Annotated in this window: 25 protein-coding genes; 6 read left to right on the top strand and 19 right to left on the bottom strand. The window is 70.9% G+C overall.

Annotation, left to right across the window (positions count from 1 at the left end; translation table 11 throughout):
• Positions 1 to 608: 608 nt before the first annotated feature.
• The 3 genes from ACTOQ1_RS08675 to ACTOQ1_RS08665 form a co-directional block, all read right to left on the bottom strand.
• Positions 609 to 1,061 (bottom strand): NUDIX domain-containing protein, encoded by a 453-nt coding sequence (locus ACTOQ1_RS08675; RefSeq protein ID WP_440065732.1) that lies wholly within the window; start codon positions 1,059 to 1,061, stop codon positions 609 to 611.
• Between the two features lie 244 nt (positions 1,062 to 1,305).
• Positions 1,306 to 1,512, bottom strand: coding sequence for a DUF397 domain-containing protein (locus ACTOQ1_RS08670; protein ID WP_440065731.1), 207 nt, complete (start codon positions 1,510 to 1,512; stop codon positions 1,306 to 1,308).
• Positions 1,503 to 2,330 (bottom strand): helix-turn-helix domain-containing protein, encoded by an 828-nt coding sequence (locus tag ACTOQ1_RS08665; protein WP_440065729.1) that lies wholly within the window; start codon positions 2,328 to 2,330, stop codon positions 1,503 to 1,505. Before ACTOQ1_RS08665 ends, ACTOQ1_RS08670 begins: the two co-directional genes overlap by 10 nt.
• Positions 2,331 to 2,552: 222 nt before the next feature.
• Between ACTOQ1_RS08665 and ACTOQ1_RS08660 the strand changes: the two genes are divergently transcribed.
• The 3 genes from ACTOQ1_RS08660 to ACTOQ1_RS08650 all read left to right on the top strand — a co-directional run bounded on the left by ACTOQ1_RS08660 (position 2,553) and on the right by ACTOQ1_RS08650 (position 4,299).
• Positions 2,553 to 2,912, top strand: a complete 360-nt coding sequence (locus ACTOQ1_RS08660; protein ID WP_440065728.1) for a hypothetical protein — start codon at positions 2,553 to 2,555, stop codon at positions 2,910 to 2,912.
• Positions 2,852 to 3,394, top strand: coding sequence for an ATP-binding protein (locus tag ACTOQ1_RS08655; RefSeq protein WP_440065983.1), 543 nt, complete (start codon positions 2,852 to 2,854; stop codon positions 3,392 to 3,394). The genes ACTOQ1_RS08660 and ACTOQ1_RS08655 overlap by 61 nt, the downstream gene beginning before the upstream one ends.
• Before the next feature lie 173 nt (positions 3,395 to 3,567).
• Complete coding sequence (locus ACTOQ1_RS08650; RefSeq protein WP_440065726.1) at positions 3,568 to 4,299, top strand: TSUP family transporter; 732 nt, start codon at positions 3,568 to 3,570, stop codon at positions 4,297 to 4,299.
• Between the two features lie 320 nt (positions 4,300 to 4,619).
• Here ACTOQ1_RS08650 and ACTOQ1_RS08645 read toward each other — a convergent pair whose 3' ends face one another.
• Positions 4,620 to 5,201 carry a hypothetical protein gene (locus tag ACTOQ1_RS08645; RefSeq protein WP_440065724.1) on the bottom strand — a complete coding sequence of 194 codons (582 nt, stop codon included), beginning with the start codon at positions 5,199 to 5,201 and terminating at the stop codon, positions 4,620 to 4,622.
• Between the two features lie 195 nt (positions 5,202 to 5,396).
• Here ACTOQ1_RS08645 and ACTOQ1_RS08640 point away from each other — a divergent pair, with 195 nt between their 5' ends.
• A complete protein-coding gene (locus ACTOQ1_RS08640; RefSeq protein WP_440065722.1) occupies positions 5,397 to 6,683 on the top strand; it encodes a hydroxyacid-oxoacid transhydrogenase in 1,287 nt (428 codons plus the stop codon).
• Positions 6,684 to 6,712: 29 nt separating this feature from the next.
• On the opposite strand, the gene ACTOQ1_RS08635 is transcribed toward ACTOQ1_RS08640, so the two are convergent.
• From ACTOQ1_RS08635 to ACTOQ1_RS08625, 3 genes are all read right to left on the bottom strand, one after another.
• Positions 6,713 to 7,537: an ABC transporter permease gene (locus ACTOQ1_RS08635; protein WP_440065720.1), complete on the bottom strand. Its 825-nt coding sequence runs from the start codon at positions 7,535 to 7,537 to the stop codon at positions 6,713 to 6,715.
• 9 nt (positions 7,538 to 7,546) lie between these two features.
• Positions 7,547 to 8,308 (bottom strand): ABC transporter permease, encoded by a 762-nt coding sequence (locus ACTOQ1_RS08630; protein ID WP_440065718.1) that lies wholly within the window; start codon positions 8,306 to 8,308, stop codon positions 7,547 to 7,549.
• 61 nt (positions 8,309 to 8,369) lie between these two features.
• Positions 8,370 to 9,347: an ABC transporter ATP-binding protein gene (locus ACTOQ1_RS08625; protein WP_440065717.1), complete on the bottom strand. Its 978-nt coding sequence runs from the start codon at positions 9,345 to 9,347 to the stop codon at positions 8,370 to 8,372.
• A gap of 283 nt (positions 9,348 to 9,630) precedes the next feature.
• Between ACTOQ1_RS08625 and ACTOQ1_RS08620 the strand changes: the two genes are divergently transcribed.
• A complete protein-coding gene (locus tag ACTOQ1_RS08620; RefSeq protein WP_440065715.1) occupies positions 9,631 to 10,341 on the top strand; it encodes a helix-turn-helix domain-containing protein in 711 nt (236 codons plus the stop codon).
• Here the strand turns inward: ACTOQ1_RS08620 and ACTOQ1_RS08615 are convergent.
• From ACTOQ1_RS08615 to ACTOQ1_RS08605, 3 genes are all read right to left on the bottom strand, one after another.
• The gene (locus tag ACTOQ1_RS08615) at positions 10,323 to 10,895 is read right to left on the bottom strand and encodes a dihydrofolate reductase family protein (protein ID WP_440065714.1); all 573 of its coding nucleotides are present in this window, start codon (positions 10,893 to 10,895) and stop codon (positions 10,323 to 10,325) included. The two genes, ACTOQ1_RS08620 and ACTOQ1_RS08615, sit on opposite strands and share 19 nt — an antisense overlap.
• Before the next feature lie 268 nt (positions 10,896 to 11,163).
• A complete protein-coding gene (locus tag ACTOQ1_RS08610) occupies positions 11,164 to 12,057 on the bottom strand; it encodes an NAD(P)-dependent oxidoreductase (RefSeq protein WP_440065713.1) in 894 nt (297 codons plus the stop codon).
• 3 nt (positions 12,058 to 12,060) lie between these two features.
• The gene (locus ACTOQ1_RS08605; RefSeq protein WP_440065711.1) at positions 12,061 to 13,083 is read right to left on the bottom strand and encodes an NAD(P)-dependent oxidoreductase; all 1,023 of its coding nucleotides are present in this window, start codon (positions 13,081 to 13,083) and stop codon (positions 12,061 to 12,063) included.
• A 185-nt stretch (positions 13,084 to 13,268) separates the two neighbouring features.
• Here ACTOQ1_RS08605 and ACTOQ1_RS08600 point away from each other — a divergent pair, with 185 nt between their 5' ends.
• On the top strand, positions 13,269 to 13,604 hold the full coding sequence (locus ACTOQ1_RS08600) for a winged helix-turn-helix transcriptional regulator (RefSeq protein ID WP_440065709.1): 336 nt from the start codon (positions 13,269 to 13,271) through the stop codon (positions 13,602 to 13,604).
• A 72-nt stretch (positions 13,605 to 13,676) separates the two neighbouring features.
• On the opposite strand, the gene ACTOQ1_RS08595 is transcribed toward ACTOQ1_RS08600, so the two are convergent.
• The 9 genes from ACTOQ1_RS08595 to ACTOQ1_RS08555 all read right to left on the bottom strand — a co-directional run bounded on the left by ACTOQ1_RS08595 (position 13,677) and on the right by ACTOQ1_RS08555 (position 24,244).
• Complete coding sequence (locus ACTOQ1_RS08595; RefSeq protein ID WP_440065707.1) at positions 13,677 to 15,701, bottom strand: anthranilate synthase family protein; 2,025 nt, start codon at positions 15,699 to 15,701, stop codon at positions 13,677 to 13,679.
• Positions 15,698 to 16,405 (bottom strand): isochorismatase family protein, encoded by a 708-nt coding sequence (locus ACTOQ1_RS08590; RefSeq protein WP_440065705.1) that lies wholly within the window; start codon positions 16,403 to 16,405, stop codon positions 15,698 to 15,700. Before ACTOQ1_RS08590 ends, ACTOQ1_RS08595 begins: the two co-directional genes overlap by 4 nt.
• Before the next feature lie 98 nt (positions 16,406 to 16,503).
• Positions 16,504 to 17,274, bottom strand: coding sequence for a 2,3-dihydro-2,3-dihydroxybenzoate dehydrogenase (locus tag ACTOQ1_RS08585; RefSeq protein ID WP_440065704.1), 771 nt, complete (start codon positions 17,272 to 17,274; stop codon positions 16,504 to 16,506).
• 13 nt (positions 17,275 to 17,287) lie between these two features.
• Positions 17,288 to 18,763 (bottom strand): amidohydrolase family protein, encoded by a 1,476-nt coding sequence (locus ACTOQ1_RS08580; protein WP_440065702.1) that lies wholly within the window; start codon positions 18,761 to 18,763, stop codon positions 17,288 to 17,290.
• Entirely contained in the window at positions 18,760 to 19,041 is a 282-nt protein-coding gene (locus tag ACTOQ1_RS08575) for a phosphopantetheine-binding protein (protein WP_440065701.1), read from the bottom strand. Before ACTOQ1_RS08575 ends, ACTOQ1_RS08580 begins: the two co-directional genes overlap by 4 nt.
• Positions 19,042 to 19,048: 7 nt before the next feature.
• Positions 19,049 to 20,794 carry a (2,3-dihydroxybenzoyl)adenylate synthase gene (locus ACTOQ1_RS08570; RefSeq protein WP_440065698.1) on the bottom strand — a complete coding sequence of 582 codons (1,746 nt, stop codon included), beginning with the start codon at positions 20,792 to 20,794 and terminating at the stop codon, positions 19,049 to 19,051.
• On the bottom strand, positions 20,795 to 21,988 hold the full coding sequence (locus ACTOQ1_RS08565; protein ID WP_440065697.1) for a ketoacyl-ACP synthase III family protein: 1,194 nt from the start codon (positions 21,986 to 21,988) through the stop codon (positions 20,795 to 20,797).
• Entirely contained in the window at positions 21,985 to 23,331 is a 1,347-nt protein-coding gene (locus tag ACTOQ1_RS08560) for a salicylate synthase (RefSeq protein WP_440065696.1), read from the bottom strand. Before ACTOQ1_RS08560 ends, ACTOQ1_RS08565 begins: the two co-directional genes overlap by 4 nt.
• A gap of 307 nt (positions 23,332 to 23,638) precedes the next feature.
• Complete coding sequence (locus tag ACTOQ1_RS08555) at positions 23,639 to 24,244, bottom strand: response regulator transcription factor (protein ID WP_440065695.1); 606 nt, start codon at positions 24,242 to 24,244, stop codon at positions 23,639 to 23,641.
• Positions 24,245 to 24,305: the final 61 nt, after the last annotated feature.

Genomic DNA, 24,305 nt, shown 5'->3' with positions numbered 1-24,305 from the left:
TCACGCTTGCCGGAGTCATGCGCAGGAATTCTCGGCGTTCGGCAAATCTTGTACGCCCGCCCCCAGCCGCATGTTTTCCGCATCTCTCGCGCACCGGTTCGCGCCGCCGTCCAACTCAACGTGGACTCCCTGCTCATCCGCCACAGCGCGCCGCGCGTTCACATTTCCATACCGTGTCCGATTTGCCAGTGAATGTAATCTTTTGACAGCTATTCATGCTGGCTATTCGGTGCGTCGTGTTCGAATGTAAATGGCACACGGCCACCCGGGAAGACAACACGGCAATGTGAACCCGATTATCGGGGCCAGGGTTAGCAATATCCCAACAAGGTGGACTCGCCTGCATATATCGACACGAATTGGCCGCGGTTGCCCGTCATTCGAAGCCGTCGACCGGGAAACCGGGACGCTCATCCCGGCACGCGTCCGCCCGGCCTCGGCGATATGTCCATCCGGCGGCGAACGGGATGCCAGGAACTCGAACGGTGTCCTGCACGTCTGACAACTCGTGCGAACGCGTCAGCACCTCTACGAACCGGCCACGGCATTCATCCAGGGCGGGGACGCCTCGTGCCACGCCTGGTCCGGCGGGCTTTCCGCGGAGGAGGCTAGACGTACTCGCGCTGGATGAGAAGGCGGTGTGACTCCTGAAGCTCTGCCGGCAGGTCGTCCGGGGCGAACCACCCCGCCTCCAGGATCTCGAAATCGTCGAGCTTGAGCGTGCCGCCGGCGAACTCGGCCTCGTAGGCCACTTCCAGGCGCAGCCGGTAGCCGCTCTTCAGCCGGACCAGCTCTCCGACGTGGACCTTCAGCCCGGTTTCCTCCCGCACCTCGCGGCGGACCGTGTCCTCGAAGGTCTCCGACCGGTTCGCATAGCCGGTCGGGAGACCCCACTGCCTGCCCTCCGGCCAGAAGCGGTGCTTCAGCAGGAGGACGTTGCCGTCCTGGTCACGCACTATGCCGGTCACCCCGACCATGAACGTGGCGTGCCGAAGCCAGTTGACGCGCCACTGGAGTGAGCCGCTGGTCAGCCTCCAGAGCCGGACGATCAGCTTCTTCACGGTGAGTCCCATCCGCAGGCCGGCGCCCGCCTGAAGATCAGACGCTACCCGTTCGGACCATGACGCCCGAGCCCGGTTTCACGAACCGTGGGCGTAATAGGAGTCGACCGCGGGCCGGCCGGTGCAGTTGGGCCCGGCGGCGCCGGGAGTCGTAGTCCAGCCCGGCCTCCCGCAGCGCCGAGGCCAGCCGGCGCCCCGCCGCACGCCGTCCTCTACGAGGACGCTCCGGGCGTCGTGTTTCCCGTCAGGTCAGTCGGTCGAATTCACCGATCTTGACGCCACCGACGAAGGTTCGCCACTCGGCGTAGGTGAAGAGGAGCTTGGGGCCGCGAGGGTCCTTGCTGTCACGGACCGCGACCACACCCGGCAGGTTGGCGGCCACCTCGACACACTGGCCGCCGTTGTCTCCGGAGCGCGACGACTTCCGCCATACTGCGGCACTCAGGTCCATTCCTGCCTCGCTTCCTCGATCATTTTGAGGGACATGCGGTCAGGATAAGCCCATCGGCGTATGGATTCATATCTGTTCCATATCAAGGTCACAGAATCCTGGTCGGTCGTGACGTGTCCTTCGATCGACGAATCGACATGGATGGTGTCCGGTTGACCGTTCGGGAGTTCGGCGATCATAAAAGCGCCCAACATACCCGCGGTGCAATCCGGATCGACGACTTGAACGGCGACCGTAGGTCGCTGGGCCGCCTCCAGCAAGTGGCCGAGCTGTTCCCGCATCACCTCGGGGCCGTTGACGCGACGGCGAAGGACGCCCTCGTCTATGAGGACCAGGAGCATCGGAGGGTCGTCCTTGTCGAGGATCCGCTGGCGTCGCATGCGGGCCTGGACGCGCTCCTCCACCTCGTCGGGGGTGGCTCGGGGACCGTGGGTGAAGAGGTGCCGGGCGTAGGACTCGGTCTGGAGGAGGCCGGGGACGAGAAGAGGGTCCCAGGAGCGGAGGACGAGGGCGGCGGGTTCTATCTCCTCGGCCCAGCCGATGAACCAGGCCGGGCCGCTGGGACGGGCGACGATGTGTCGGCGCAGGTCCGTGAAGTGCGTGCTGCCGTTGGAGCCGAAGAGAAGGTCGAGCCGCTCGGCGTCGGATCTCGACGGCGTGCGGGTGGCGGACTCCAGGCGGCTCACCTGCGTCTGCGTGCATCCCAGGCGTGAGGCGACGGCGCTCTGGGACAGCTGCGCGGCCTCACGCAGGCGGCGCATCTCGGACCCGAAACGCGCGTGCGGGGATCCGGGCTCCGGGGAGGTCTCGACGCTCATCGCATTCCTCCTGAAATAGAGAAAAACGGCCTTTTGGGTTAATGGGCGATGTCAGTTCTTGGTATCAACAGGCCGACCGTCGGCATTTTCAGCTATCTCTCGGGTTGCCGATCCGGTTATGTCCTCGCCTCTCATGAGGGCAATCTAATCACACGTCATCTCTGTTCGACAGGACGAAAAACAAAGCGAACCAGCGCCTTTAAACCGGAGACGAGACGAGTGATGAATGATCAGAACGGCGACCTTTCACGCCTCAATCGCGTTCGCCGGAGGCACTCGGCGGACAGGAGCGTCACAGCGGTCGAGCGGCACGAACGATTCGTCCATCTGACCCGGCTGGGCTGGGATCTGCACCGGCTCGGCGTGTGCACCTCGCTGGTCCTCCCGGTGGCGGGGCAGCCGATTCTGGAGATCCGTACGGCGGCGGGCGCGGCACTGGTCAGGATCACGGTCGTCCGGCGCTTCTGCGGGTGGGCGTTCGTCTGGCGGCCCTGGTGGGCGCGGCTGTGGCAGCGCGGGGAATGGGTCTGGGCGGAGGCGGAGAACGCGGCCGACATGATCATGTCGGCGGTGACCGCGTGAGATCCGAAAAGGAGACCGCGGGGAAAGAGGACAGCTGTCCCGGACATCACGGTGACGGAACTTCGACAACGCCGTGGGCGGGTGGGCCGTACGGCGCGTGGCGGAGGGTGTTTCCCGGGCGGGTGGAATCCGTGCCGGAGGCTCGGGCCTGGGCGCGAGACCTGCTCGCCGGGCGAGTCGGAGCTTCGGTGCTCGACGACGTGCTGCTCCTGCTGAGTGAACTGACCACGAACGCCGTGGCCCACTCCGACTCCGGGCGTACGGCGGACGGACGGGTGACCGTCTACGTGGCGCGTACCGGCACGATGGTCCACGTGGAGGTCGCCGACGACGGATCGGCCGCGAGCGCGCCCGCCGTGCGCGTGCCGGAGGCGGACGACGACGGCGGGCGGGGGCTGTGGCTGGTGGAGATGGTCGCGGCCGGATGGGGGTCGCACCGCGACGGCGCGGGCGGGTCGGTCTGGTTCCGGGTGGCGGGGTAGATCCGCGCACCCGACCACTCGAAGGCGCGAGATCCTGCGCCAGGGCTCCGATGGTCCTGACGGATTGTGTTGAGGTGGGCTTGGCCGTCACCGAGAAATGCTGTTGATCAAACCGCTTCGTGCGTGAAGGCTGTGCCAGGTCATTGGTGAGGAGCACCCGCGAGGAGTCGTTCGTGGCGAGTGACTGGGTCGTTGTCCTCGTACTGGGCGCCATCATGACGGTGGGTGCCTCGGTTCAGCGGCTGGCGGGGATCGGGTTCGCGCTCGTGGCGGTGCCCGGCCTGGTGTTGCTGCTCGGCCCGGCCGAGGGCGTGGTGCTCGCCAACTGCGCGGCCGGTGCCATCAGCGCGGTCGGGCTCGCCGGCACCTGGTCCCAGATCCGCCCGGCCCAGATGGTCCCGTTGGTCGCCGCGGCTGTCTGCACGGTGCCGGCCGGGGTTTGGGTAGCCGCCCATCTGCCCGAGCCGGTGCTGCTGGCCGGTACGGGGGTGCTGGTGAGCGTGGCCGTGCTGCTGGTCATGTGGGGTGCTCGGGTGCCCGCCCTGCGCGGCGTCAAAGGCGCGGTGGCCGCCGGCGCCGCGAGCGGGTTCATGAACTCCTCGGCCGGGGTGGGCGGCCCGGCGGTCTCCCTGTACGCGGTCAACGCGGGCTGGACGGTGCGGGAGTTCGTGCCGAACGCGCAGTTCTACGGGCTCGTGGTGAACGCGCTCTCCGTCGTGGCCAAGGGGCTGCCCCAGCTCCCCGTGCCGCTCTGGCTGCTGGTCGCGTCCGCGCTCGCGGCAGGCTCAATGATCGGCAAAGCACTCGCCCAGCGGGTGCCGGAAAAGTCGGCCCGGCTGACAATTCTGCTGCTCGCGCTGACCGGCGGGCTCACCACACTGGGCAAAGGGCTGTGGAGCCTGTGACCGGGCGAGCCCGAAGCGGTTCGAACATCAGGTGGCCGACGGTCACGTACCCGCTCTGTCCGGGGGCGCCGGCATCATGGCGGACGGCACATGCGGAAGCGTGACCTACGAGGACACGGTCTCGCGCGGCGACCCGGGCCGGCGAATCAGCCATCGCGGGGTGCTCGCGCGGCGAGCCCCTCTGGGCGCCGGTTAAGAACGGCTCCACGCCCTCGCGGGGCACCCGGGCAAGCAGGCCCGGCGGAACGGGATCGGGCCCTGGTCCGCCGCCGTTCACCGTCACCACGCCCTCCTGCCCGGGGCCGGGCCCCGTTCCGAGATCAGCCGGCCCAGGTGGCGTTCTTCAGGATCGCGGCCAGGCCGGGGGTGGCCCACTGGTCGACGATGAGGATCTTCGACTGCGGCAGGTACCACTCGCGCTGGTTGAACGTCGACTTCTGCTCGCCGCTGCTGTACGACACACACCGGCCGGGCCAGACCCGGTAGTGCGCCTTGTGCGCCACCCCGATGTTCCGGTAGCCGACCACGATCGCCTTGCCGATGACCTGGCCGTACCTGGGGTCGGTCGGGCAGCGCTGCACGTCGGAGGCCGGGTAGTACGGGCCCTGCGTGGGGTCGTAGCGCCGGAAGCCCTCTCCCCCGCGCTTGAGCGTCTTCGGCCCCATGACCCAGAAGCTGTCACATCTGGGTTGGAAGTAGCCGCCGCTGGGCCGAGCGCAGGCACCCGTCACCACCTGGACCCGGTCCGCGGTCCCGTACACCCGCCAGGAGTTCGGGATCTCCAGCGTCAGACCGGCGCGCAGCCGGAGCAGCGCGGTGGAGGAACCCGCGGACGCGGGGAGCTGGGCCGCCAGCACCGCGGCTCCTGCCATGGCGGTCACCGCGATCGTTCTTTTCATCATGGCGGCGACGATATGGAGCCCGGCTTGTCATCGGCTTGCAGGCTTCTTGTCCTCGAAAGGCGCCAGTCTCCCTCGAAAGGCTCCATGCCCAAGATCGGCGGGCGGGGGGCCGGAGCGACATACCGCTGGGTATGCTCGCTGACGCGGATGCCCCGTCCGATGACACGGGTCAGAATCGCGAGAGAGGAGCCGGACGTGTTCAGTACTCCGAGCAACCCCGAGTCCGTCTTCACCTACGGCGCCCCCGCCCTGAAGTTCGGGCCGGGCGCCTCCGCCGAGATCGGTTTCGATCTCGGGCAGTACGGCGCGCGCCGCGTCCTCGTCGTCACCGATCCGGGGGTGGCCGCGACCGGCGCGCCGCGGCGGATCGCCGACCAGCTCGCGGGCTACGGCATGGAAGCGCGCGTGTACGACGGCGTGCGCGTGGAGCCGACGGACGAGAGCCTGCTCGCGGCCATCGAGCACGCCCGCGCCTCCGGCCCGTGGGACGCCTTCGTCGCCGTCGGGGGCGGGTCGAGCATCGACACGGCCAAGGCGGTCAACCTGCTCACCACCAACCCGGGCGAGCTGATGGACTACGTCAACGCGCCCGTGGGAGGCGGCCTGGCGCCGTCACGGCCGCTCAAGCCGCTGGTCGCGGTGCCCACGACCACGGGCACCGGGTCGGAGAGCACCACGATCTGCGTGCTCGACGTGCTGGACCTGAAGGTCAAGACGGGGATCAGCCACGCCCGGCTCCGCCCGGTCCTCGCGGTCGTCGACCCGGACCTGACGCTGTCCCAGCCCCCGGAGGTGACCGCCGCCTCCGGGATGGACATCCTCTGCCACGCCCTGGAGAGCTACACCGCCCGCCCGTACACCTCCTACGAGCGCAAGCGTCCCGAGGAGCGCGTCCCGTACTGCGGCTCGAACCCGGTGGCCGACATGTGGTCCGAGCGGGCGCTGCAACTGCTCGCGCGGTCCCTCCGCGCCGCCGTACGCGACGGGGACGACAAGGAGGCGAGGGCGCGGATGGCGCTGGCGGCGACGTTCGCCGGGCTGGGGTTCGGCAACGCGGGCGTGCACATCCCGCACGCCAACGCCTACCCGATCGCCGGGCGCGTGCGGGACTTCCGCCCCGAGGGGTACCCGGGGGACGAGCCGATGGTGCCGCACGGGATGGCCGTCGCGCTGACCGCTCCCGAGGCCTTCAGGTTCACCTTCGAGGCGGCGCCGGAACGGCACGTGCGGGCGGCCGAGTTGCTCGAACCGTCCGCCGCCAGGCCCGGCGACCTCGCGGAGTTCCTGCCCGGCGTGCTGGCGAGGCTGATGCGCGACGTCGGGATGCCCAACGGCATCGGCGGCGTCGGGTACACCGAGGCGGACGTCCCCGCGCTCGCGGAGGGGGCGATGAAACAGCAGCGGCTGCTCGCCACCGCCCCGCGCCCGGTCGGCGAGGACGACGCGGCCGGGATCCTGAGCCGGTCCATCACCCTTTGGTGAAGGCACCATGCCGTTGGTGAAGGCACCGGTCAGTGCAGCATGACGCGGGCCCACTGCCTCCGGGCCACCACGAGGCCCAGCGCCCCCATGGCCAGGAGGTAGACCACGCTCACGATCAGGCCGGAGTCCATCCGGCCCAGGGCGCAGCCTCGCAGCAGCTGGATGGCGTGGTAGAGGGGGAGCAGCTCCACGATGACCTGTATCACCCGGGGGTAGACGGTGACCGGGTAGAACGTCGTCGCGAAGAGGAACATCGGCAGCAGCACCAGCTGCACGTACTGGAAGTCGGACCAGGCCCGGATGCGCGTCGTCACGGCCAGTCCAGCGCTCCCGAAGGCGAAGGCGACGAGCAGCGTCCCGGCCGCCGCGACCAGGGCGTCCGGCCAGGCGACCAGCCCGAACACGGTGATCACCAGGAGGAATCCGACCGCGGTGACGAACCCGCGCAGCACCGCCCACGCCACCTCGCCGACGACGATCCCGGTGAGGGACACGGGGGTGGACAGGATCGCCCGGTAGTGGCGTTCGTGGGTGAACTTGACGAAGGCGCCCTCCATCGTCTCGTACAGGGCGCTGTTCATCACCGCCGTGGCGAGCAGGCCGGGCGCGACGAAGGCGGCGTAGGTGACGTTCACCCCGTCGACGTCCCCGACGAGCCGCCCGATGCCGACGCCGATGGCGAGCAGGTACAGGATGGGCTCGAAGATCGAGTACATCGCCATGGTCCACGGGTTGCCGCCCGTGTGCACTCGAAGGTTGCGGAACACCAGGAAGTGCGCGCCGCCCCAGCGGGGCACGGCGGGCGGCACCCTGTTCTCCAGGTCCGGCGCCCTGGTCTCCAGGTTCTGCGGCATGTCGGCTCCTCAGACGTGGATGTGGCGCCGGTACGTGGCCAGGGCCACCGCGACGCCCCCGGCCGTGAGCGCGGCCAGGTAGCCGACGTGGATCGCGGAGGTGAGCGGGGTGGCGGTGCCCAGGCTCAGGGCGCGGCACAGGTCGACGCCGTGCCACAGCGGCGTGACGTACGCCAGCGGGCGCAGCCAGCCGGGGAGCGTCTCGATGGCGAAGAAGGTCCCGGAGAACAGGTACATCGGCATCAGCACGAACCGGAACACCGTGTTGAGGGTGTTGAACTTCTCGACGGTCACCGTCCACGCCGCCAGCGGGGCCGCGAAGGCCATGCCGGTCAGCAGGGCGGCGGGCACGGCGAGCACGGCCCACGGGGAGCGGGTGGCGCCGAAGGCCGCCATCACCGCGGCGAACGCCAGCGCGCTCGTCCCGATCCTGAACGCCATGAACAGCAGGTGCCCGGCCATGATGTCGCGGGGCTCCAGCGGGGTCGCGGCGGCCACCAGGTAGCCCTTGTCCCGCCGCAGGGAGCTGTGGACCACGAACACCGACTCGACGTAGGCGTTCTGCATCGCCGCGGCGGCGAGCATCCCGGGGGCGAAGAACTCCAGGTAGGTCAGGCCGCCCAGCGACGCGGGGTCGACCAGCTGTCCGAGCCCGGCGCCGATGGCCACCAGGAAGAGCAGCGGGTTCGCCACGCTGATGACGATGGTGCCCCTCCAGGAGCGGCGGTAGCGGAGCATCCACGAGGAGAACTCGCGAAGGAACATCGGCATGCGTCGTCCGCCTCGGTCCGTCGGAGTCGGGAACGTGGGCATGATGGACATGTCGCCCGCCTCAGTCCGTCAGGGTCCGGCCGGACAGGCGCAGGAACACGTCCTCCAGCGTCGACCTCCGGACGAGGGCGGTGATCGGGGTCATCCGCGCGGCGGTGACCGCGGCCAGCGTCGCCTCGCCGTCGTGCGTGTAGACCAGCACCCGGTCGGGCAGCACCTCCACCCGCTCCCCCTCGGCGGGGCTGACCAGGTCGTGGAGCTTCTCCGCGGCCTGCTCGTGCTCGTCGATCCGGAACCTCAGCTCCAGGACCTCGCGCGTCGAGTGCCGGCGGATGAGTTCCCGGGGTGATCCCTCGTCCGCGATGAGCCCCTTGTCCATCACCACCAGGCGGTCGCACAGCTGTTCGGCCTCGTCCATGTAGTGGGTGGTGAGCAGCAGCGTCACCCCCTGCTGCTTCAGCCTGAACAGCCGGTCCCACAGCACGTGCCGCGCCTGCGGGTCGAGCCCGGTGGTCGGCTCGTCGAGCAGGAGGACGTCCGGCTCGTTGATCAGGGAGCGGGCGATCGTGAGCCGCCGCCGCATGCCGCCGGACAGCGCCCCCAGGCTCTCCCCCGCCTTCTCCTCCAGCTGCGCGAACTCCAGCAGGCGCTCCGCGCGCTCCTTGATCACGCGACGGGACAGCCCGAAGTAGAGGCCGTACATCGTCAGGTTCTCGCGCACGGTGAGGTCGGGGTCGAGCACGTCGTCCTGCGGGACCACGCCCAGGCGCGCCCGGATCCTGCGGCCGTCGCGCGCGGGGTCCATGCCGAGGATCCGCAGGGTTCCGGCGGTGGCCGGGGAGACGCAGCCGAGCATGCGCATCGTCGAGGACTTTCCCGCCCCGTTGGGGCCGAGGAACCCGAAGGCCTCCCCCCGGTTCACGTGGAAGTCGATCCCGGCCACGGCCTGGAACCCGGCCCCCCGCCTGTCTCCGGGCGGGTACGTCTTCCGAAGCCCCTCCGCCCGGATCAGCGGTGTCGTGCCGTCATCGCCTGCCATGGACACCTCGGCTCTCCAGCACGACCAGTCGCATTACTTATAGATCAAAGGATCTTCGAGACTTGATTTTGCAAGAGATCGCTCATACGGCGCAATATATTTACGTGTCAAGCGGACGACGCACGTCGAGGCAGCGTCCCGAAACGGCGCCTCCGTGAGCACCGCCCGCGCCCCGGACGGAGATCCGGCGCGCCGGTCCCCGGAGGCCACCGGCGAGACGGGCGGCGGCCGGCACGGCGGCGGCCCGATCGGGCGTACGACGAATTGCGCCTATCCTTCTCCCGTGGCACTGCGGTTCGAGACTCGCGCGTCCGACTCACCCTGGGTCGACACCGTGTGGACCTGCACGAGCGATCAGGTCACGGAGATGACCTCCGTCGCGACGGCGTGCTGGGGCCTGGTGTTCTGGGAGCTTGAGGGCACGGCGTACGCGAGCGTCTCCGGCCCCGAGACCGGGACCGGCACCGCGCCGGTGCCGGAGGGCGCGACCTTCGTCGGTATCGAGTTCGCCGTGGGCACGTCGCTCCGGGCCGCGCCCACGCCGGACCTGATCGACAGTGGCGTCGAGCTCCCCGACGCCACGCACAGGACCTTCCGGCTGGACGGTCTCCGCTGGGAGACGCCCGGCCCCGACGACGCCGAGGCCCTGGTCGACCGCCTTGTGCGCGCCGGGGCCGTGGTGCGTGACCCGCTCGTCGCCGAGGTCCGCCGAGGCCGCCGTCCGGTGGTCTCGGAACGCACCGTCGAACGCCGGTTCCGCGCGGCGACAGGGTTCACCCAGGGCGCCGTACGGCAGATCGAACGCGTCCGCAACGCCTCGGCGCTGCTGGCCGCCGGCGCCCCGGTCGCCGATGTCGTCTCCAAGCTGGAGTACTTCGACGAGCCGCACCTGGCCCGCGCGCTGCGCCGGTACGTCGGGCGTACGGCGCGGCAACTCCGCGAGGGCACCGGCGGTGCGATCGCCCTGGACCTGGATCAGCCGACGACGTCGTAGATCATCTTGGCGACACCGTTCGGGTAAACCTCGGACTCCCGGAGGCTCAGTGCCTGCTTGTCCCTGTCCGCCCTGCTGAACAGGCTCTTCCCGGCTCCGAGCAGCACCGGGAAGACGAGCAGGTTGTACCGGTCGATCAGACCCGCGTCCGACAGGCGCCGACCGAGCTCCGCGCTCCCGTGGATGAAGATCGCGCCCCCCTCGCTCTTCTTGAGCTCGGCGACGTCCTCGGTCGAGCGCAGGATCGTTATCTGACCCCAGCCCTCGACGAGGGCGTCCTCGGGCAGCGTGGACGAGACCACGTACTTGGGCAGTTCCTTGTAGGCGGCGTGGTCGTCCGAGTCGCGCCAGACCGGCGCGAACACCTCGTAGCTGCGGCGGCCGAACATCAGCGCCGTCGTGTCCTCCAGTTCCTCGCCCTTGAGCGAGAACGCCTCGGGCAGGAACTCGACGTCGGTCACCCAGCCACCGCCGCGGTGCCCCTCGCTCGACGCGCCCGGGGAGTCCACGACGCCGTCGAGCGAAACGAACGCGGTATAGACCAGATCACGCATGTGCTGTTCTCCTCATCGCCGTGTGACGGGGCCGCCGGGTAGATCGACAAGCGGATGACAGTGCCACGCCGACGCACCGCGGCGGAGTGCCATGCTCATGTTAGGAGGCACCATCGCGGCCGTCTTGTACGGAAACGACGGCCCGAGGAGGTGGCGGACGACGCCACGACCGGGCAGCGGCCGACGCGGACCGGCGCCGGCACCGGCCGCCCCGCCCCCGGCTCGCCGAGGCACCGGCGAGACGGCGGTCCTCCCCCAGGCCGGAAGGTCAGGAGGCCGCCGGTACGGGCCTTCCGAGCACCTCCGCCAGGCGCGAGAAGCTGTCACCCCCCTGGCCGGCGTCGACGGCCCGCCGGGCGACGGCCAGGGCCGCGCTCAGCACGCCGGTGTCGATGCCCCGCGCACGGGCCGCGTGGATGATGTGCTCCATGCTGGCGGCGGCCGACAGGATGGTGGACTCGTCGCCGGGGTGGTCGCCGGTGTCGAGGTGCTCCGCGAACTCGTCGACGATGTCGGGGAGCAGGGCGCCGATCCCCTTGGCGAGCGGGGCGAGGTCCCTCGCCGCGATGTTCTCGGCGGCGGCCAGGGCGAAGGCGTGGACGAGGCCGCTCATCGACGTCCAGAAGAGGTCGAGCAGGGCCACGTCGTGCGCCGCCGCCCTCCCGGGGTCCGCGCCCAGGTAGGCGGAGGTGCCGCCCAGGCTCGCCAGCGCCTGCCGATGGGTTCGGTGGAGCTCCTCCGGCCCGCTGTACAGGACGACGGCCGCCGGTCCCCCGATGGTCGGCGTCGGGGTCATGACGGCCCCGTCGAGGTAGTCGATGCCGCGTTCGGCGGCCCACGCGGCCATCAGGCGGGCGCGTTCCGGCGTGTCGGCGGTGAGGTTGACCAGGGTGCGGCCCTTCAGCGCGCCGGCGGCCGGGTCGACGATCGCCCGCACGGCGTCGTAGTCGATCACGCAGGCGATCGTCAGCGGGCTCGCCGCGACCGCGTCGGCGGCCGTGTCCGCGCGGATCGCTCCCCGGGCGACGAGATCCTCGGCCCTGGCGGCCGTCCGGTTCCACACGGTCGTGGGATGGCCGTGCGCGAGGAACGCTCCGGCCAGTGCCTGACCCATCGGTCCCAGGCCGAGAACCGTCACGGGGGCGGGGTGGTCGTGGGTCATGTCCTACTCCGATCCGAAGTCGTGCGATCCGGCGTCCGCGGGGTCCGTGCTTCTCGCGGGGTCCGCGTCTCTCGCAAGGTCCGTGACCTTCGCGGGGTCCGCGACTTTCGCGGGGGCCGTGCCTCTCGCGGGGACCGCGTCCCTCGCGGAGTCCGTGCGGAGCAGGTCGATCAGGGCCGAGAGGTCGTCGTCGCCCCGGTTCGCGGCGACCCCCCGGTGGAGCAGCGTTCCCATGGGCTCCAGCAGCTCGGTGCTGACGCCCTGGTCCCTGCCGGCGTCCAGCAGGTTGACGAAGGCCTCCGCCTGCATCCCCAGGTTCGAGGCGGTGGCGGAGTGGTCGTTCGCGTCGTACGCCTTCGCCATCTCGGGAAGGCTTGTGATCATGGCGTTGAGCCACGAGACCACCAGCGGCGTGAACTCCGTCGCCGGGACCTTCTCGGAACCGACCATGGCGACGGCCTGGAAGAAGCCGCCGAACATCCCGTACATCGCGCTGAGCAGCGCGATGTCGTACAGGGCCGCCCGGCCCGCGTCCTCACCCAGGTGGGAGAGGGTGCCCAGTGCCGACAGGGTCCGCTCGTGGGCGGTGAACGTCTCCGGCGACCCGCTGCAGAGGATGAGGGATCCGGGGCTCCCGATCATCGGGGGCACCGCCATGATGCCGCCGTCCAGGTAGTCCGCTCCCTGTTCGGAGGCCCAGCGGGCCAGCTCGCGCGCCTGGCGGGGCGTGCCGTTGGTGAGGTTCACCAGGGTCCGGCCCGCCAGGAGGCCGGCCACGGTGCCGGGCGCGCCGGGGGTTCCGGGGGCGCCGAGGACTTCGCGGACCGCGTCGTAGTCCAGCACGCAGACCACGACGACCGGGCTCGCCGCGACCGCCTCGGCGGCGGTGGCCGCCTCGGTCGCGCCCCGCTCGGTGAGCTCTCCGGCCTTCCCCGCGGTACGGTTCCACACGGTCGTGGGATGGCCGTTGTCCAGGAAGGCCCCGGCCAGTGCCCTGCCCATCGCCCCCAGACCGATGACTGTCACCGGCGGACGAGCGTCGGTATTCATTTATCCCCCTATTTCATGCGGTGTCGGCACAAGAAGGTCCCAGTCCCGGATCCCTTCGTGACCCCGGCTGGGACGTTTCGATGCTGGCGCGCCGCTGAAATTTCCTCAAGTACCTACTATTTTGTCAGGTACTAACCTTTTTGTAAGTATGGGAGAGCGGAATGAAGAAACGGACCTACTCGTGCGGGCTCGACGCCGCCGTCGACGTCGTGGGCGGCAAGTGGAAGGCGCTGATCCTGTGGGCGCTCCACGGCGGGGCCCTCCGGTTCGGGGAGCTGAGCCGGAGCGTGTCGGGCATCAGCGAGAAGATGCTGATCCAGCAGCTCCGGGAGATGGAGTCGTACGGCCTGGTGCACCGCGAGGTCTATCACCAGGTTCCGCCGAAGGTGGAGTACTCCCTGACCGAGTTCGGCCACTCGCTCAACACCGCGCTCATCCCGCTCGGCGACTGGGGCGAGATACACATGGAGACCATCGAGGCCCTCCCCCGCCCCTGAGCGCACGTCGGGCGGCGCCCGCGAATCCGTCCCGCCGTCCCCTCTCGCCGGGAGAACCTCGCCGGGAGAGCCTCACCGGGAGGGCACGGCCTCGGACGGGACGGGGTGCTCGGCGTGCACCAGCAGGTCGCTGAGGATCTCGCCGAGGATCTCCACGCCGTTGCGGGTCAGCACCGACGCGGGGTGGAACTGCACCGAGACGAAGCCGGGTCCGCGCAGCGCGTGGACCTCGCCGCTCGACGCCTCCCTGAACACCTCGACCGTGCCCTCGCGCTCCCGGCAGGGGAACCGGTCGGCGGAACTGCGGGCGGCGAAGGTGTTGTAGAAGCCCACCAGCTCCGTCCGCCCCAGGAAATCGATCTTCCGCTGCACGCCCTGGTTGGGGAACGGGTTGCGGCCGATCTCCAGCCCGAGCAGCGTGCTGAGCACCTGGTGGCCGAGACAGACCGACAGGAAGGGGATGCCCAGCTCCAGCAGGCGCCGCGTCGCGTCCCTGAGATGGGCGATCTTGAAGTCGTCGTGGTCCCTCGGGTCCCCGGGACCAGGGCCGACGATGACCAGGTCGTGCTCCTCCAACCGGTAGTCCTCGTCGAACCTGCGCACGCAGACCTCGCACCCCAGCGCGGCGAGCTGGTGCCTGGCCATCGCGGTGAAGGTGTCCTCGGCGTCGATCACCAGCACCCGGCGGCCGACCAGCCTGGGCACGAGGTGCCTCCTGTTGTCCGGGCCCTCGAACCAGAACCCGGCGAGCGGCGCGTTGCGCTCGATCAGCGCCCGCCGCACCCGCGGGTCGGTGCCCATGTCCGCCGGCTCGGCGGGGGCGTCGACGCCGCCTCCCGGCGCGTGGCGCAGCGCCTCCAGCAGCCCGGCGGCCTTCGTCCGGGTCTCCTCGGCCTCGGAGACCGGGTCGGAGTCGCGGACCAGCGTGGCGCCGACGGCGATGCGCATCCGGCCCGTCGCGTCGATGTCGGCGGTACGGATGACGATCGCGGAGTCCAGGGCCCGCCCGCCCTCCTCGTCCCGGCCGATCAGCGCGGCCATGCCCGCGTAGTAGTCCCGGCCCTCCGGCTCGTAGCGGCTGATCACCCGGCAGGCGCTCTCCAGCGGTCCGCCGGTGACCGTGGGAGCGAACATGGTCTCCCGCAGGATGTCCCGCACGTCCAGCGAGCTACGTCCCTCGATCAGGTACTCGGTGTGCGCCAGGCGCGCCATCTGCTTGAGGTACGGGCCCACCGTGCGGCCACCGAGGTCGCACACCCGGCCCATCATCTTCAGTTCCTCGTCGAGCACCATGTAGAGCTCGTTCGCCTCCTTGCTGTCGGACAGGAAGCCGAGCACCCCGCGCACCTCGGGCCCCTCCGCCGGGTACCGGTAGGTGCCGCTGATCGGGTTCATCACCACGGTGCCCGCGTCGAGGCTGATGTGCCGCTCGGGCGAGGCGCCGACGAAGGTGCGCCCACCGGTGTGGATCACGAAGGTCCAGTGGCAGCCGGGGTCCCTGCCGAGCAGCCGCCGGAAGAACGCCAGCGCCGTGCGGGTCGACCAGTTGGTGATCTCGGCGGAGAACGACCGCTTGATGACGAAGTTCGCGCCCGTTCCCCGGCCGATCTCCTCGGAGAGCACCCGGCGCACGGTGGCCGCGTACTCCTCGTCGTCGGAGTCGAAGTCGCCCTCGCCCAGCTCGATCGGCCCGTCGGGGAGCCGGTCGAGGACCTCGCCCATCGGCAGCACGGCCTGGTCGACGACGGTCATCGCGAGCAGCGGGGCCTCGTCGTCGGGGAACGCGTACCCGCGCTCGCCGATCTGGCGGTACGGCAGCATCGCGAGCACCTCGTGCCGGGCACCGGCGCCCCGGGAGACGTCGTCATCGGGCGGCAGCGGGATGTCCGCGATGCGGCCGACCTCGGTGGTCTCCCCGACGATCAGGTCGAGCCGGTCCGCCCCGGTCGAGCCCGGACGGTGCAGCAGGGCGAACGGGGGCGCCTGCGGACCGAGGATCCGGTCGAGCAGGAGCGTCCCGGCCATCGTCCCGGCCGCCGCCGCGTTCATCGCCCCGGGCATCTGCCCGTTCATCGGCCCGGTCGTTGTCGCGGTCATCGTCCCGCTCCTTCCAGCGCCGCCTCGTCCAGGACCGTCGCGTCCGGCGCGGCCCCGTCCGCGGCCGCCCCGTTCAGCATCGCCAGCGCGGACCGGGTGGACAGCGTCACCGAGCACCTCGACGCCGCGTAGTCCAGCGCCTGCCGGTGGTACTCCCGCGAGAAGTCGGCCACCGCGTCCGCCACCACGAACGTCTGGATGTCCTGGGAGAACCCCTCGTGGGCGGTCATCAGGATTCCGACGTGGGCGTACACCCCGCAGATCACCAGCTGGTCGCGGCCCCTCTCGCGCAACAGGTCGAGCAGGCCGGTACGGCAGAACGCGCTGGGCCGCCACTTGGTGAACACGACGTCGGGGCCGAACGGGGCCAGCCGGTCGATGATCATCCGGTGCTCCGGGGCGGAGCTCATCCCCGCGCCCCAGAAGTCCTTGAGCAGGCCGCGCTGCTCGTCGGTCATCCCGCCGGGCTGGGCGGTGTAGACGACCGGCGCGCCGAGCGTGGCGAAGCGCGCCCGCAGGGTCGCGACGTTCTCCACCAGGTCGGTCGTGGGGGCCTGCCCGCTCGGGAACGGGCTCAGGAAGTAGTTCTGCATGTCGTGGACGAGCAGCACCGCGCGATCGGGATCGATGGTCCAGCGCGCGATGTTCTCCGGCAGCTCGTCCTCGGTCGGCATGGGATAGGACTCGATCGCCGGGATCGCCATGGCGTGCCTCCGCTCTTCGTTAAGTCTCTTCGTGACGTCTCTTCGTGGGGTTCCGGGCTCCGCGGCCCGGCCCGGCTCTCGGCCGGGCGGGGTCGTGCTCAGTTGCCGAGGGCGGCGCCGCCGTCGACCGTGAGGTCCTGCAGGGTGATGTGCGCGGCGCGGTCGGAGAGCAGGAACAGCACCGCGTCGGCGACGTCGGCGGGCCGCGCCAGCCGCCCCATCGGGATGCCGACCCTGAAGGTCTCCGGCGCGCCCTCGATGGAGACCCGCAGCGCGTCGCCTCCGGCCCACAGCGAGGTCAGCATCGGCGTGTCGGTGGAGCCGGGGGCGACCACGTTGCACCGGATGCCGTGCTGGGCGAGCTCCAGCCCCAGGCACTTGGTGAAGCTGCTCGCCGCGGCCTTGGACGCCGCGTAGGCCGCCATGTTCCAGCGCGGCGTCCTGGCCGCGTTGGAGGCCAGCGTGACGATCGCCCCGGACCCCCGGGGGATCATCCGGTTGGCCACCGCCCTGCTGACGTGGAACACGCCGGTCGCGTTGACCGCGAACGTGGTGTCCCAGTCGTCGTCGGTGAGCGAGGCTCCCGCGCCGACGCGCAGCACCCCGGCGGCGTTGACCAGGTAGCCGATCGGCCCCAGCTCGCGTTCCGCCCGCTCCACCGCGATGTCCACCTCGGCGCTGGAGGTCACGTCCACGACGAAGCCCCGGACGCGGTGCCCGGCCTCGGCGAGATCCTTGACGAGCGGGTTCAGTGCCTCGGCGTTCGCGTCCACCGCCGCGACGGCGACGCCCTCGGCGGCCAGCGCCCGCACCACCGCCTCGCCGATACCGCCTGCCGCCCCGGTGACCAGGGCCGTCCTGTCATGCATCGGTCATACCTCCTCATCGGCGTGCCGCACGGGTCAGCGTGGCGACCAGATCGGGGTCGACACCGAGGCAGCGCACCGAGAAGGCGCCGAGTGCCTCGATGTAGTCGGCTTCGAGCTCGTCCTCGTCGAGACCGGTGGCCCTGCCCCCCTCCACCAGCGTCCGGCCCGCGACGATCACGGTGTCCACGTCCGTCGAGCCGCCGAGCGCGAGGAAGCTCTCCAGCGGGCGCGGGTTGAGCAGGTAGCGCCAGTCGTCGGCGGGGACCAGCAGCAGGTCCGCCTGCTTGCCCGCCTCGATGCTGCCGATCTCCCCTGCCCAGTCCAGCCCCCGGGCCGGGAGCCGGGTGGCCATCGCCAGCGCGTCGGTCGGCAGCACCTCGGTCGGGTCGGCGTACATCTCGTTGTAGATCTGCCAGGTGACCCGCATGGCCTCGGCCATGCCGCCGACCGGCAGCGCGGCGCCGTCGGTGGACAGCGAGACGTCCAGCCCGGCGCGCCGGAACTCCGGCATCGCCCGGGTCTCGGTCAGCGAGGACTCCCCCGCCGGGCCGTACTTCGCCGGCGAGTGGCTGATGTGCGCGTTCGCCGCGACGAGCATCTCGCGCTCCTCGTCGTCGGCGAACGCGCAGTGCACCGCCATGAACCGGTCGGAGAGCAGGCCGAGCTCGGCGAACCTGCGCACCGGGGTCGTGCCGTAGTAGCTCCGCGTCACCTCGGCCTCGTTGCGCAGCGCGCCGACGTGTGTCGCGAACGGCACGTCGTACCTGGCGACGAGTTCGGCGAAGCCGGCGCCGAGCTCGCCGGTCATGTTGACCCCGTAGACCGAGGTCGGCCTCGCCCGTACCAGCCCGCTCGTGTCCCCCGCGCAGTCGCGCAGCAGGTCCTCGATCCGCCGCAGCACCATGTCGGCGTCGCGGGTCCTGCGGAACCGCGACTCGCCGGGGGCGCACACCGCGTCGCTCGCCCAGGTGCTGACCACGCAGCGCATGCCGAGGTGGCGGGCGGCCGAGGCCAGCGCCTCTGGCCGGTTGAACGAGCCCACGTCCCCGAGGGTGGTCGCGCCGGAGCGCAGCTGGGTCCACATCGAGTAGCGGGCGATGGCCTCGGCCTCGTCCGGGGTGAGCCGGTCGATCTGGTCGTGGAAGGAGTCGAAGACCACCGAGATCTGCCGGACGTCGCCGCCCAGCGCCATGAACGCGGGCTTGTCGTCGCGGTCGGCGGCGGGCCGCAGCGCCCCCCTGAAGGGAAACCGCATGGCGAACAGGTCGTGCCAGTGCGCGTTGACGAAGCCGGGCAGGATCATCTTCCCCCGGGCGTCGATCGTGCGCAGGTCCTCGTGCCGCCGGGGCTCCATGGCGGCCTCGACTTCCGCGGTGGTCCCGGCGGCGACGATCCGCTCGCCCTCGACGAGCACGGCGCCGTCGGGGACGACGCGCGCCCCGGCGTCGGCCGGGTAGAGGCAGCCGCCGCGGATCAGCAGCGCGCTCATCCGACGGCCTCCCCCGATTTCACCTGCCGGGCCTCCCAGGCCGCGCGCAGGTGCCGCTGCCACGCGTCGACGGTCGGCTCGGCGGCGAGCTCGCCGAACTCCACCGCGACGCCCTGGCGTCGCCATCGGGTGACGAGCCGCATCATCTCCAGGGATCCCAGCCCGAGGAAGACGAGGTTGGCGTCGCCGGTGATCTCGCCGGGCTCGGTGCCGACGATCGTCGCGACGGTCTGCCGCAGGTCGTCGGCCGTGGGCGGTGCCGAGATATCGCGTTCCATGTCTGGTTCACCTTTCCTGGTGTTCGGGGGTGGGTTCCGCGGGCGTCCACCGGCGGGACAGGGCCGGGTCCTTCGCCGCGGCGGCGAGCACCTTCTTGTCGATCTTGCCGAGCGGGGTCAGCGGGAAGTCGTCGACGAACTCCACGCGGTCCGGCAGCTTGAACTCGGCCAGCCCGCGCTCGTGCAGCGCCCGCTTCAGCTCGGCCGTCGCCGGTCTCTCGCCCCGCTCGCCCCGCCCGCTCCGGGGGACGACGAACGCGTAGATCCGCTCGCCGAGGAACTCGTCGGGGACCGGCACGACCGCCGCCCTGGCGACCGACGGGTGGGTGAGCAGGTGGTTCTCCACCTCTCCGGCGGCGATCTTGTCTCCGCCGCGGATCACCACGTCCTTCAGCCGTCCCTCGATGACCAGGTTCCCCTCGGCGGTCAGCCGGGCCAGGTCACCGGTGCGGTAGAAGCCGTCCTCGGTGAAGGCCCGCCGGTTGTGCTCCTCTGCGCGGTAGTAGCCGCGCAGGGTGTACGGGCCACGGGTGAGCAGCTCGCCGGTGGCGCCCGCGGGCACCTCGGCGTCCCGCTCGTCGACGATCCGCACCTCGTCTGCCGGTGAGATCGGCCGCCCCTGGGTGTCCACGACGGACCCGGGGTCGTCGCCCTTCCTGGACATGGAGAGCATTCCCTCGGCCATGCCGAACACCTGCTGGAGGCGGCAGCCCAGCTCGGGCTCGATCCGCGCGGCCAGCTCCGGCTGGAGTCTGGCCCCGCCGATCTGCAGCACGCGCAGGCTGGACAGGTCCGCCTCGGCCCACGCCGCCTCCTCCAGCCAGAGCTGCGCCACGGTGGGGACGACCGAGGTGATGGTGACCTTCTCCCGCTCGATCGCGCGGAAGCAGTCCTCCGCGACCGGGCTCTCGGCGAGCACGACCGTGCCGCCGGAGCCGAGCGTGCCGACGACCCCCGGGCAGCCCCAGGTGAAGTTGAACTCCACCGGCAGCGCGGCCAGGTAGACGTCGTCCGCGCCGAGCTCGCAGAGCTCGGCCACCGCCCTGGTCTGGTACGCGTAGTCGTCGTGCGTGCGCGGGATCAGCTTGGGCAGCGCGGTGGTCCCGCCGGAGAGCAGGAAGAACGCCACGTCCGACGGGTCGCTCCCGGGGAGCGGGACCGGGTCGGCGTCCACCCGCGAGAGCGGGATCACCGCGGCGGCGGCCGTGGCGGTCTCGTCGCCACTCCTCTCGCCTGTCTCGCCGCCGCTCTTTCCCCCGCCCTCCTCACCGGTCTCCCCGTCCATGACGAAGATCCGGCGCAGGCTCGGTACCTCGGCGGCCATCCGCAGGGCGAGCGCGGTGTGGTCGAACCCGCGATGGACGCCCGGGACGACGTACCCGGACGCGCCGGACAGCTCGCACAGGTGCCTGATCTCGTTGGCCCGGTGCGACGCCAGGGAGAACACCGGCTTGGCGCCCACCCTGAAGAGCGCGAAGGCCACGATGACGAACTCGGGGACGTTGGGCAGCTGCAGGACGATCCGGTCACCGGGCTCGATCCCGAGCCGGCGGAAACCCGCCGCCATCCGGTCGACCCGGTTCTCCAGGTCCCGGTAGGACAGTCGCAGCTTCCCGCCGACCAGTGCCGTACCGTCTCCGAACGCGCGGGCCCAGGTCCGCGGGAGGTCGCCGAGGCGTTCCCCGCGCCAGAGTCCCTCGCGCCGGTAACGGGCGGCGAACTCCTTGGGCCATGGTGTGCATCCGTCAAGCATCTACCGGCCTCCGTTCTCCGGCTCGCGGTTCCCGGGCTCGTGGCTCTCGTCTTGGGAGTCGTGGCGCCGGGGCTCGTGGTCGCGGGGCTCGTGGCTCTCGTTCTGGTGTTCGTGGTTCCCGGGTTCGTGGCTCTCGGGCTCGTGGTTCTGGAGCTCGGGGTTCCCGGGCTCGTACGGGGCGACGATCTCCACGACCGCGCAGCCGGCCTCCATGCCGGGGGCGCTGCCGATGAGCAGCACGTGGTCGCCGGGAGCGACCTGCCCGCTCGTCCACAGGTGTTCCAGGCCGATGAACGGGTCGGCGGCGCCGGCGTGCCCGACCCTCCGGGTGAAGTCCCACAGGCCCCGGTTCGCGTCGATCTCCAGGGGGTCGAGGAACATGCCCTCCAGGGAGCCCCGCGCGAAGCCGGTGTGGCAGACGCGGGTGACCTTCTCCATGGAGATCCCGGCCTCCGCCAGCGTCCGCCCGGCCGCCTCGGCGACGCACTCGCCGAAGTGCCCCATCGGGGGCGCCTTCCCCTCCGCCCACTGCCGGCGCCAGTAGTCGCTGCGCTCCTCGAAGTTCAGCGAGCGGCCGACGGTGATGCCGGGCGGGAAGAGCACCTCCCCGCCGCGGTGCAGCTCCTCCATCCCGGGATTGGAGACCGTCCCGAAGGCCAGCACCCGGGCGAAGCCGCCGCGCCGCGACACCACCGCGGCGCCGCCGCCGTCCGCGAGCAGGAACATCCTGGAGGCCCGCCACCGGTCCACCAGCGGGGTGGAGAAGTTGTCCCCGGCGGTCAGCAGCACGGCGTCCCTGCCACGGTCGGCGATCAGCCGGTGCGCGGCCATCTCAAGACTCGCGATCATGCCGAGGCAGCCCTGCCTGACCTCCAGCGCGGTGATCGGCCGGTTCAGCGTCCTGCGCAGCACGTAGTGCGGCGCCGACCAGCCGTCCGGCCCCTGGTGGTAGCTGTCGCTGTGCAGCAGCGCGCCGAAGTCGTCCGGCTCGTGCCCCGACCGGCGCAGCGCGACCAGGGCCGCGCGGGCCGCCATCTCCGGGGCCGGCGTCTCACCGGCCACCATCACGGCCTCCATCCCGGAGGCCTCGCGGTCGGCCCGGTCGTACCAGGACTCCCGGACCGCGTGCTCGGTGGTCACCACGGGGGGCAGGTAGGCGCCCACCCCGGCGAGGTAGATGTCGTCGACCCTCATCGCGTGCTCCCCTCGACGGCGGGGACCAGGTAGCGCGCGACGCTGTCGAGCTTCTCGCAGGTCTCCTCGAACTCCCGCTCGGGAGTGGACTGCCCGACGATGCCGGCCCCGGCGCGCAGCCAGGTGCGGCCGTCCTGCCGGTAGGCGCTGCGCAGCACGAGTGCCGCGTCCATCTCGCCGGTGTGGTCGACGGTCAGCACGGCCCCGCTGTACAGGCCGCGCGACTCGGGCTCGTGCCTGCGGATCGAGGTGTACGCGGCCTCCTTCGGCACGCCGGACGCGGTCACCGCGGGGAAGACCGCGCCGAAGGCGTCCCACGCCCTGAAGCCGGGGGCGAGCCTGCCGGACACCTGGGAGGCGAGGTGCTGGACGCTGCCGCGCTCGCGGATCGCCATGAACTCCGGCACCTCGACCGAGCCGGGCACGCAGACGTCGACGAGCTCGTCGGTGCCGACCTTCACCGAGATCGCGTGCTCGTAGATCTCCTTGGCGGAGGCCAGGAGGTCGGCGCGCAGGCTCTCGTTCTCGAGCAGGTCCGAGGTGAGCGCCCTGGTCCCGGCCAGCGGCTGGCTGATCACGTGGCCGTCCGCGGACACCTTGACCACGATCTCCGGGCTGAACCCGGCCGTCTCCACGCCACCGAGGTTGAGCAGGAACGACCGCGCGGGGTTGTTGCCCCGGCGCCCGGCCAGGTAGGTGGCGATCAGGTCGATGTCCTCGTCGACGTCGACGACCCTCGACAGGATGACCTTGTTCAGTTCGCCCTGGTTGATCTCCTCGACCGCGAGCTTCACCGCGAGCCGGTACGCGTCCTCGCCGAGCTCGCGCACGTCCAGCGGCTTCGGCGCTCCGTCGGGGGTCTCCGCGGGGCTGGAGATCGTCTCCAGCAGCGCGGTCAGCGTCTCCTGGTCGGCGGCGCGGAGGTGGGCGTGGCCGTCCTCGATGCGGACCTCGGCCTTCGGCACCACGAGGTGCAGCAGCCGGCCGTCACCGACGTGGTCCAGCTTTCCCTCCTTGGCGTAGGAGAGCTCGAAGGTCGCCCAGCCGTACGCGCGCCAGGCGGGGACCTTCACGGTGTCGAGCAGCCGGGCCACCTGGCGCAGGGGCCGGTCGCTCCAGGGCAGGACGACGTCGGGCTCGTCCTCCTGGACCAGCCGGGCGCCGTTGCGGTCCAGCGTGACCTCGGCCCGGGCTCCCCCCGCGTAGGACCACTTCCCTCCGCTCTCGTACACGACGTACGCCGCGTGCAGGCCGGAGCCGGCGAGCCTGGCCGCGATCCGCGGCGGCTCCTCGGAGAGGGGGATCTGCGTCTCGAAGTAGTGCAGCCACCTGTTGGAACTCATCTGCGGGCATCCTTTCCCGGCCGGGGGAGGTACGTGACGAACAGCGGCCGACGCTTTTGTTACCAGCAATTACGCTATGCCGGTAACAAAATCAGGACAATGGGCCCGCGATAAGACATCCTTCTCGGGATGCGAAGGCGGAACGGCGAGAACGGAACGGCGGACCCGAACGGATCGGGAGGCCGAGGAGGCCGGGAAGGACAAGGAGGCCGAGGAGGCCGAGGAGGCCGGGAAGGACAAGGAGGCCGGGAAGGACGGGAAAGCCTGGGAGGACGGGAAAACCGGAAGGACGCGAGGTCCCGCCCGGTCAGATCCAGCCGGCCTCGGTGGCGATACGGATGGCGTCCACCCGGTTCCTGGCGTTCAGCTTGGTGACTATCTTCGTGAGGTAGTTGCGCACGGTCCCGACGGAGACGTGCATGACGGCCGCGATCTCCGGCGGCTCGGCGCCACCCGCGGCCAGCCTCAGGACCTGGACCTCACGTCCGGACAGCGGGTTCTCCCCGACGTCCCACGCGGTCAGCGCGAGCTGCGGGTCGACGATGCGACGCCCCGCGGCCACCTCGCGGACCGCCTGGGCGAGGCGCTCCGAGGGCGTGTCCTTGAGGAGGAAGCCGGACACCGACACCGAGAGGGCCCGGCGAAGCGTGCCGGGCCGTCCCAGGCCGGTCAGGATCAGCGTCCGGCACGCGGGCAGCTTCGCGTGCAGCTCCTCCGCCGCGGAAAGACCGTCGAGCACCGGCAGGTCGACGTCGATGATCGCGACATCGGGGCGTGTCTCGAGCGCGACGGGCACGATCCTGTCCCCGCTGCCGACCTGTGCCACCACCGTCAGGTCGGGCTCGATGTCCAGCAGGGCGGCCAGCGCCCCGCGCACCATGGGCACATCCTCGGCGAGGAGGATCTTCAGCACAGCGGCGCTCCCGTTCGGACGTCGGCTCCGGGGCGAGAACCGACGATCGGGGGCCACGGCG

The organism is Streptosporangium sp. OZ121, from assembly GCF_051918885.1.
Lineage (GTDB): Bacteria > Actinomycetota > Actinomycetes > Streptosporangiales > Streptosporangiaceae > Streptosporangium.
Note: the sequence above shows the minus strand (reverse complement) of the source record. Positions and strands in the feature narration are given on the sequence as shown.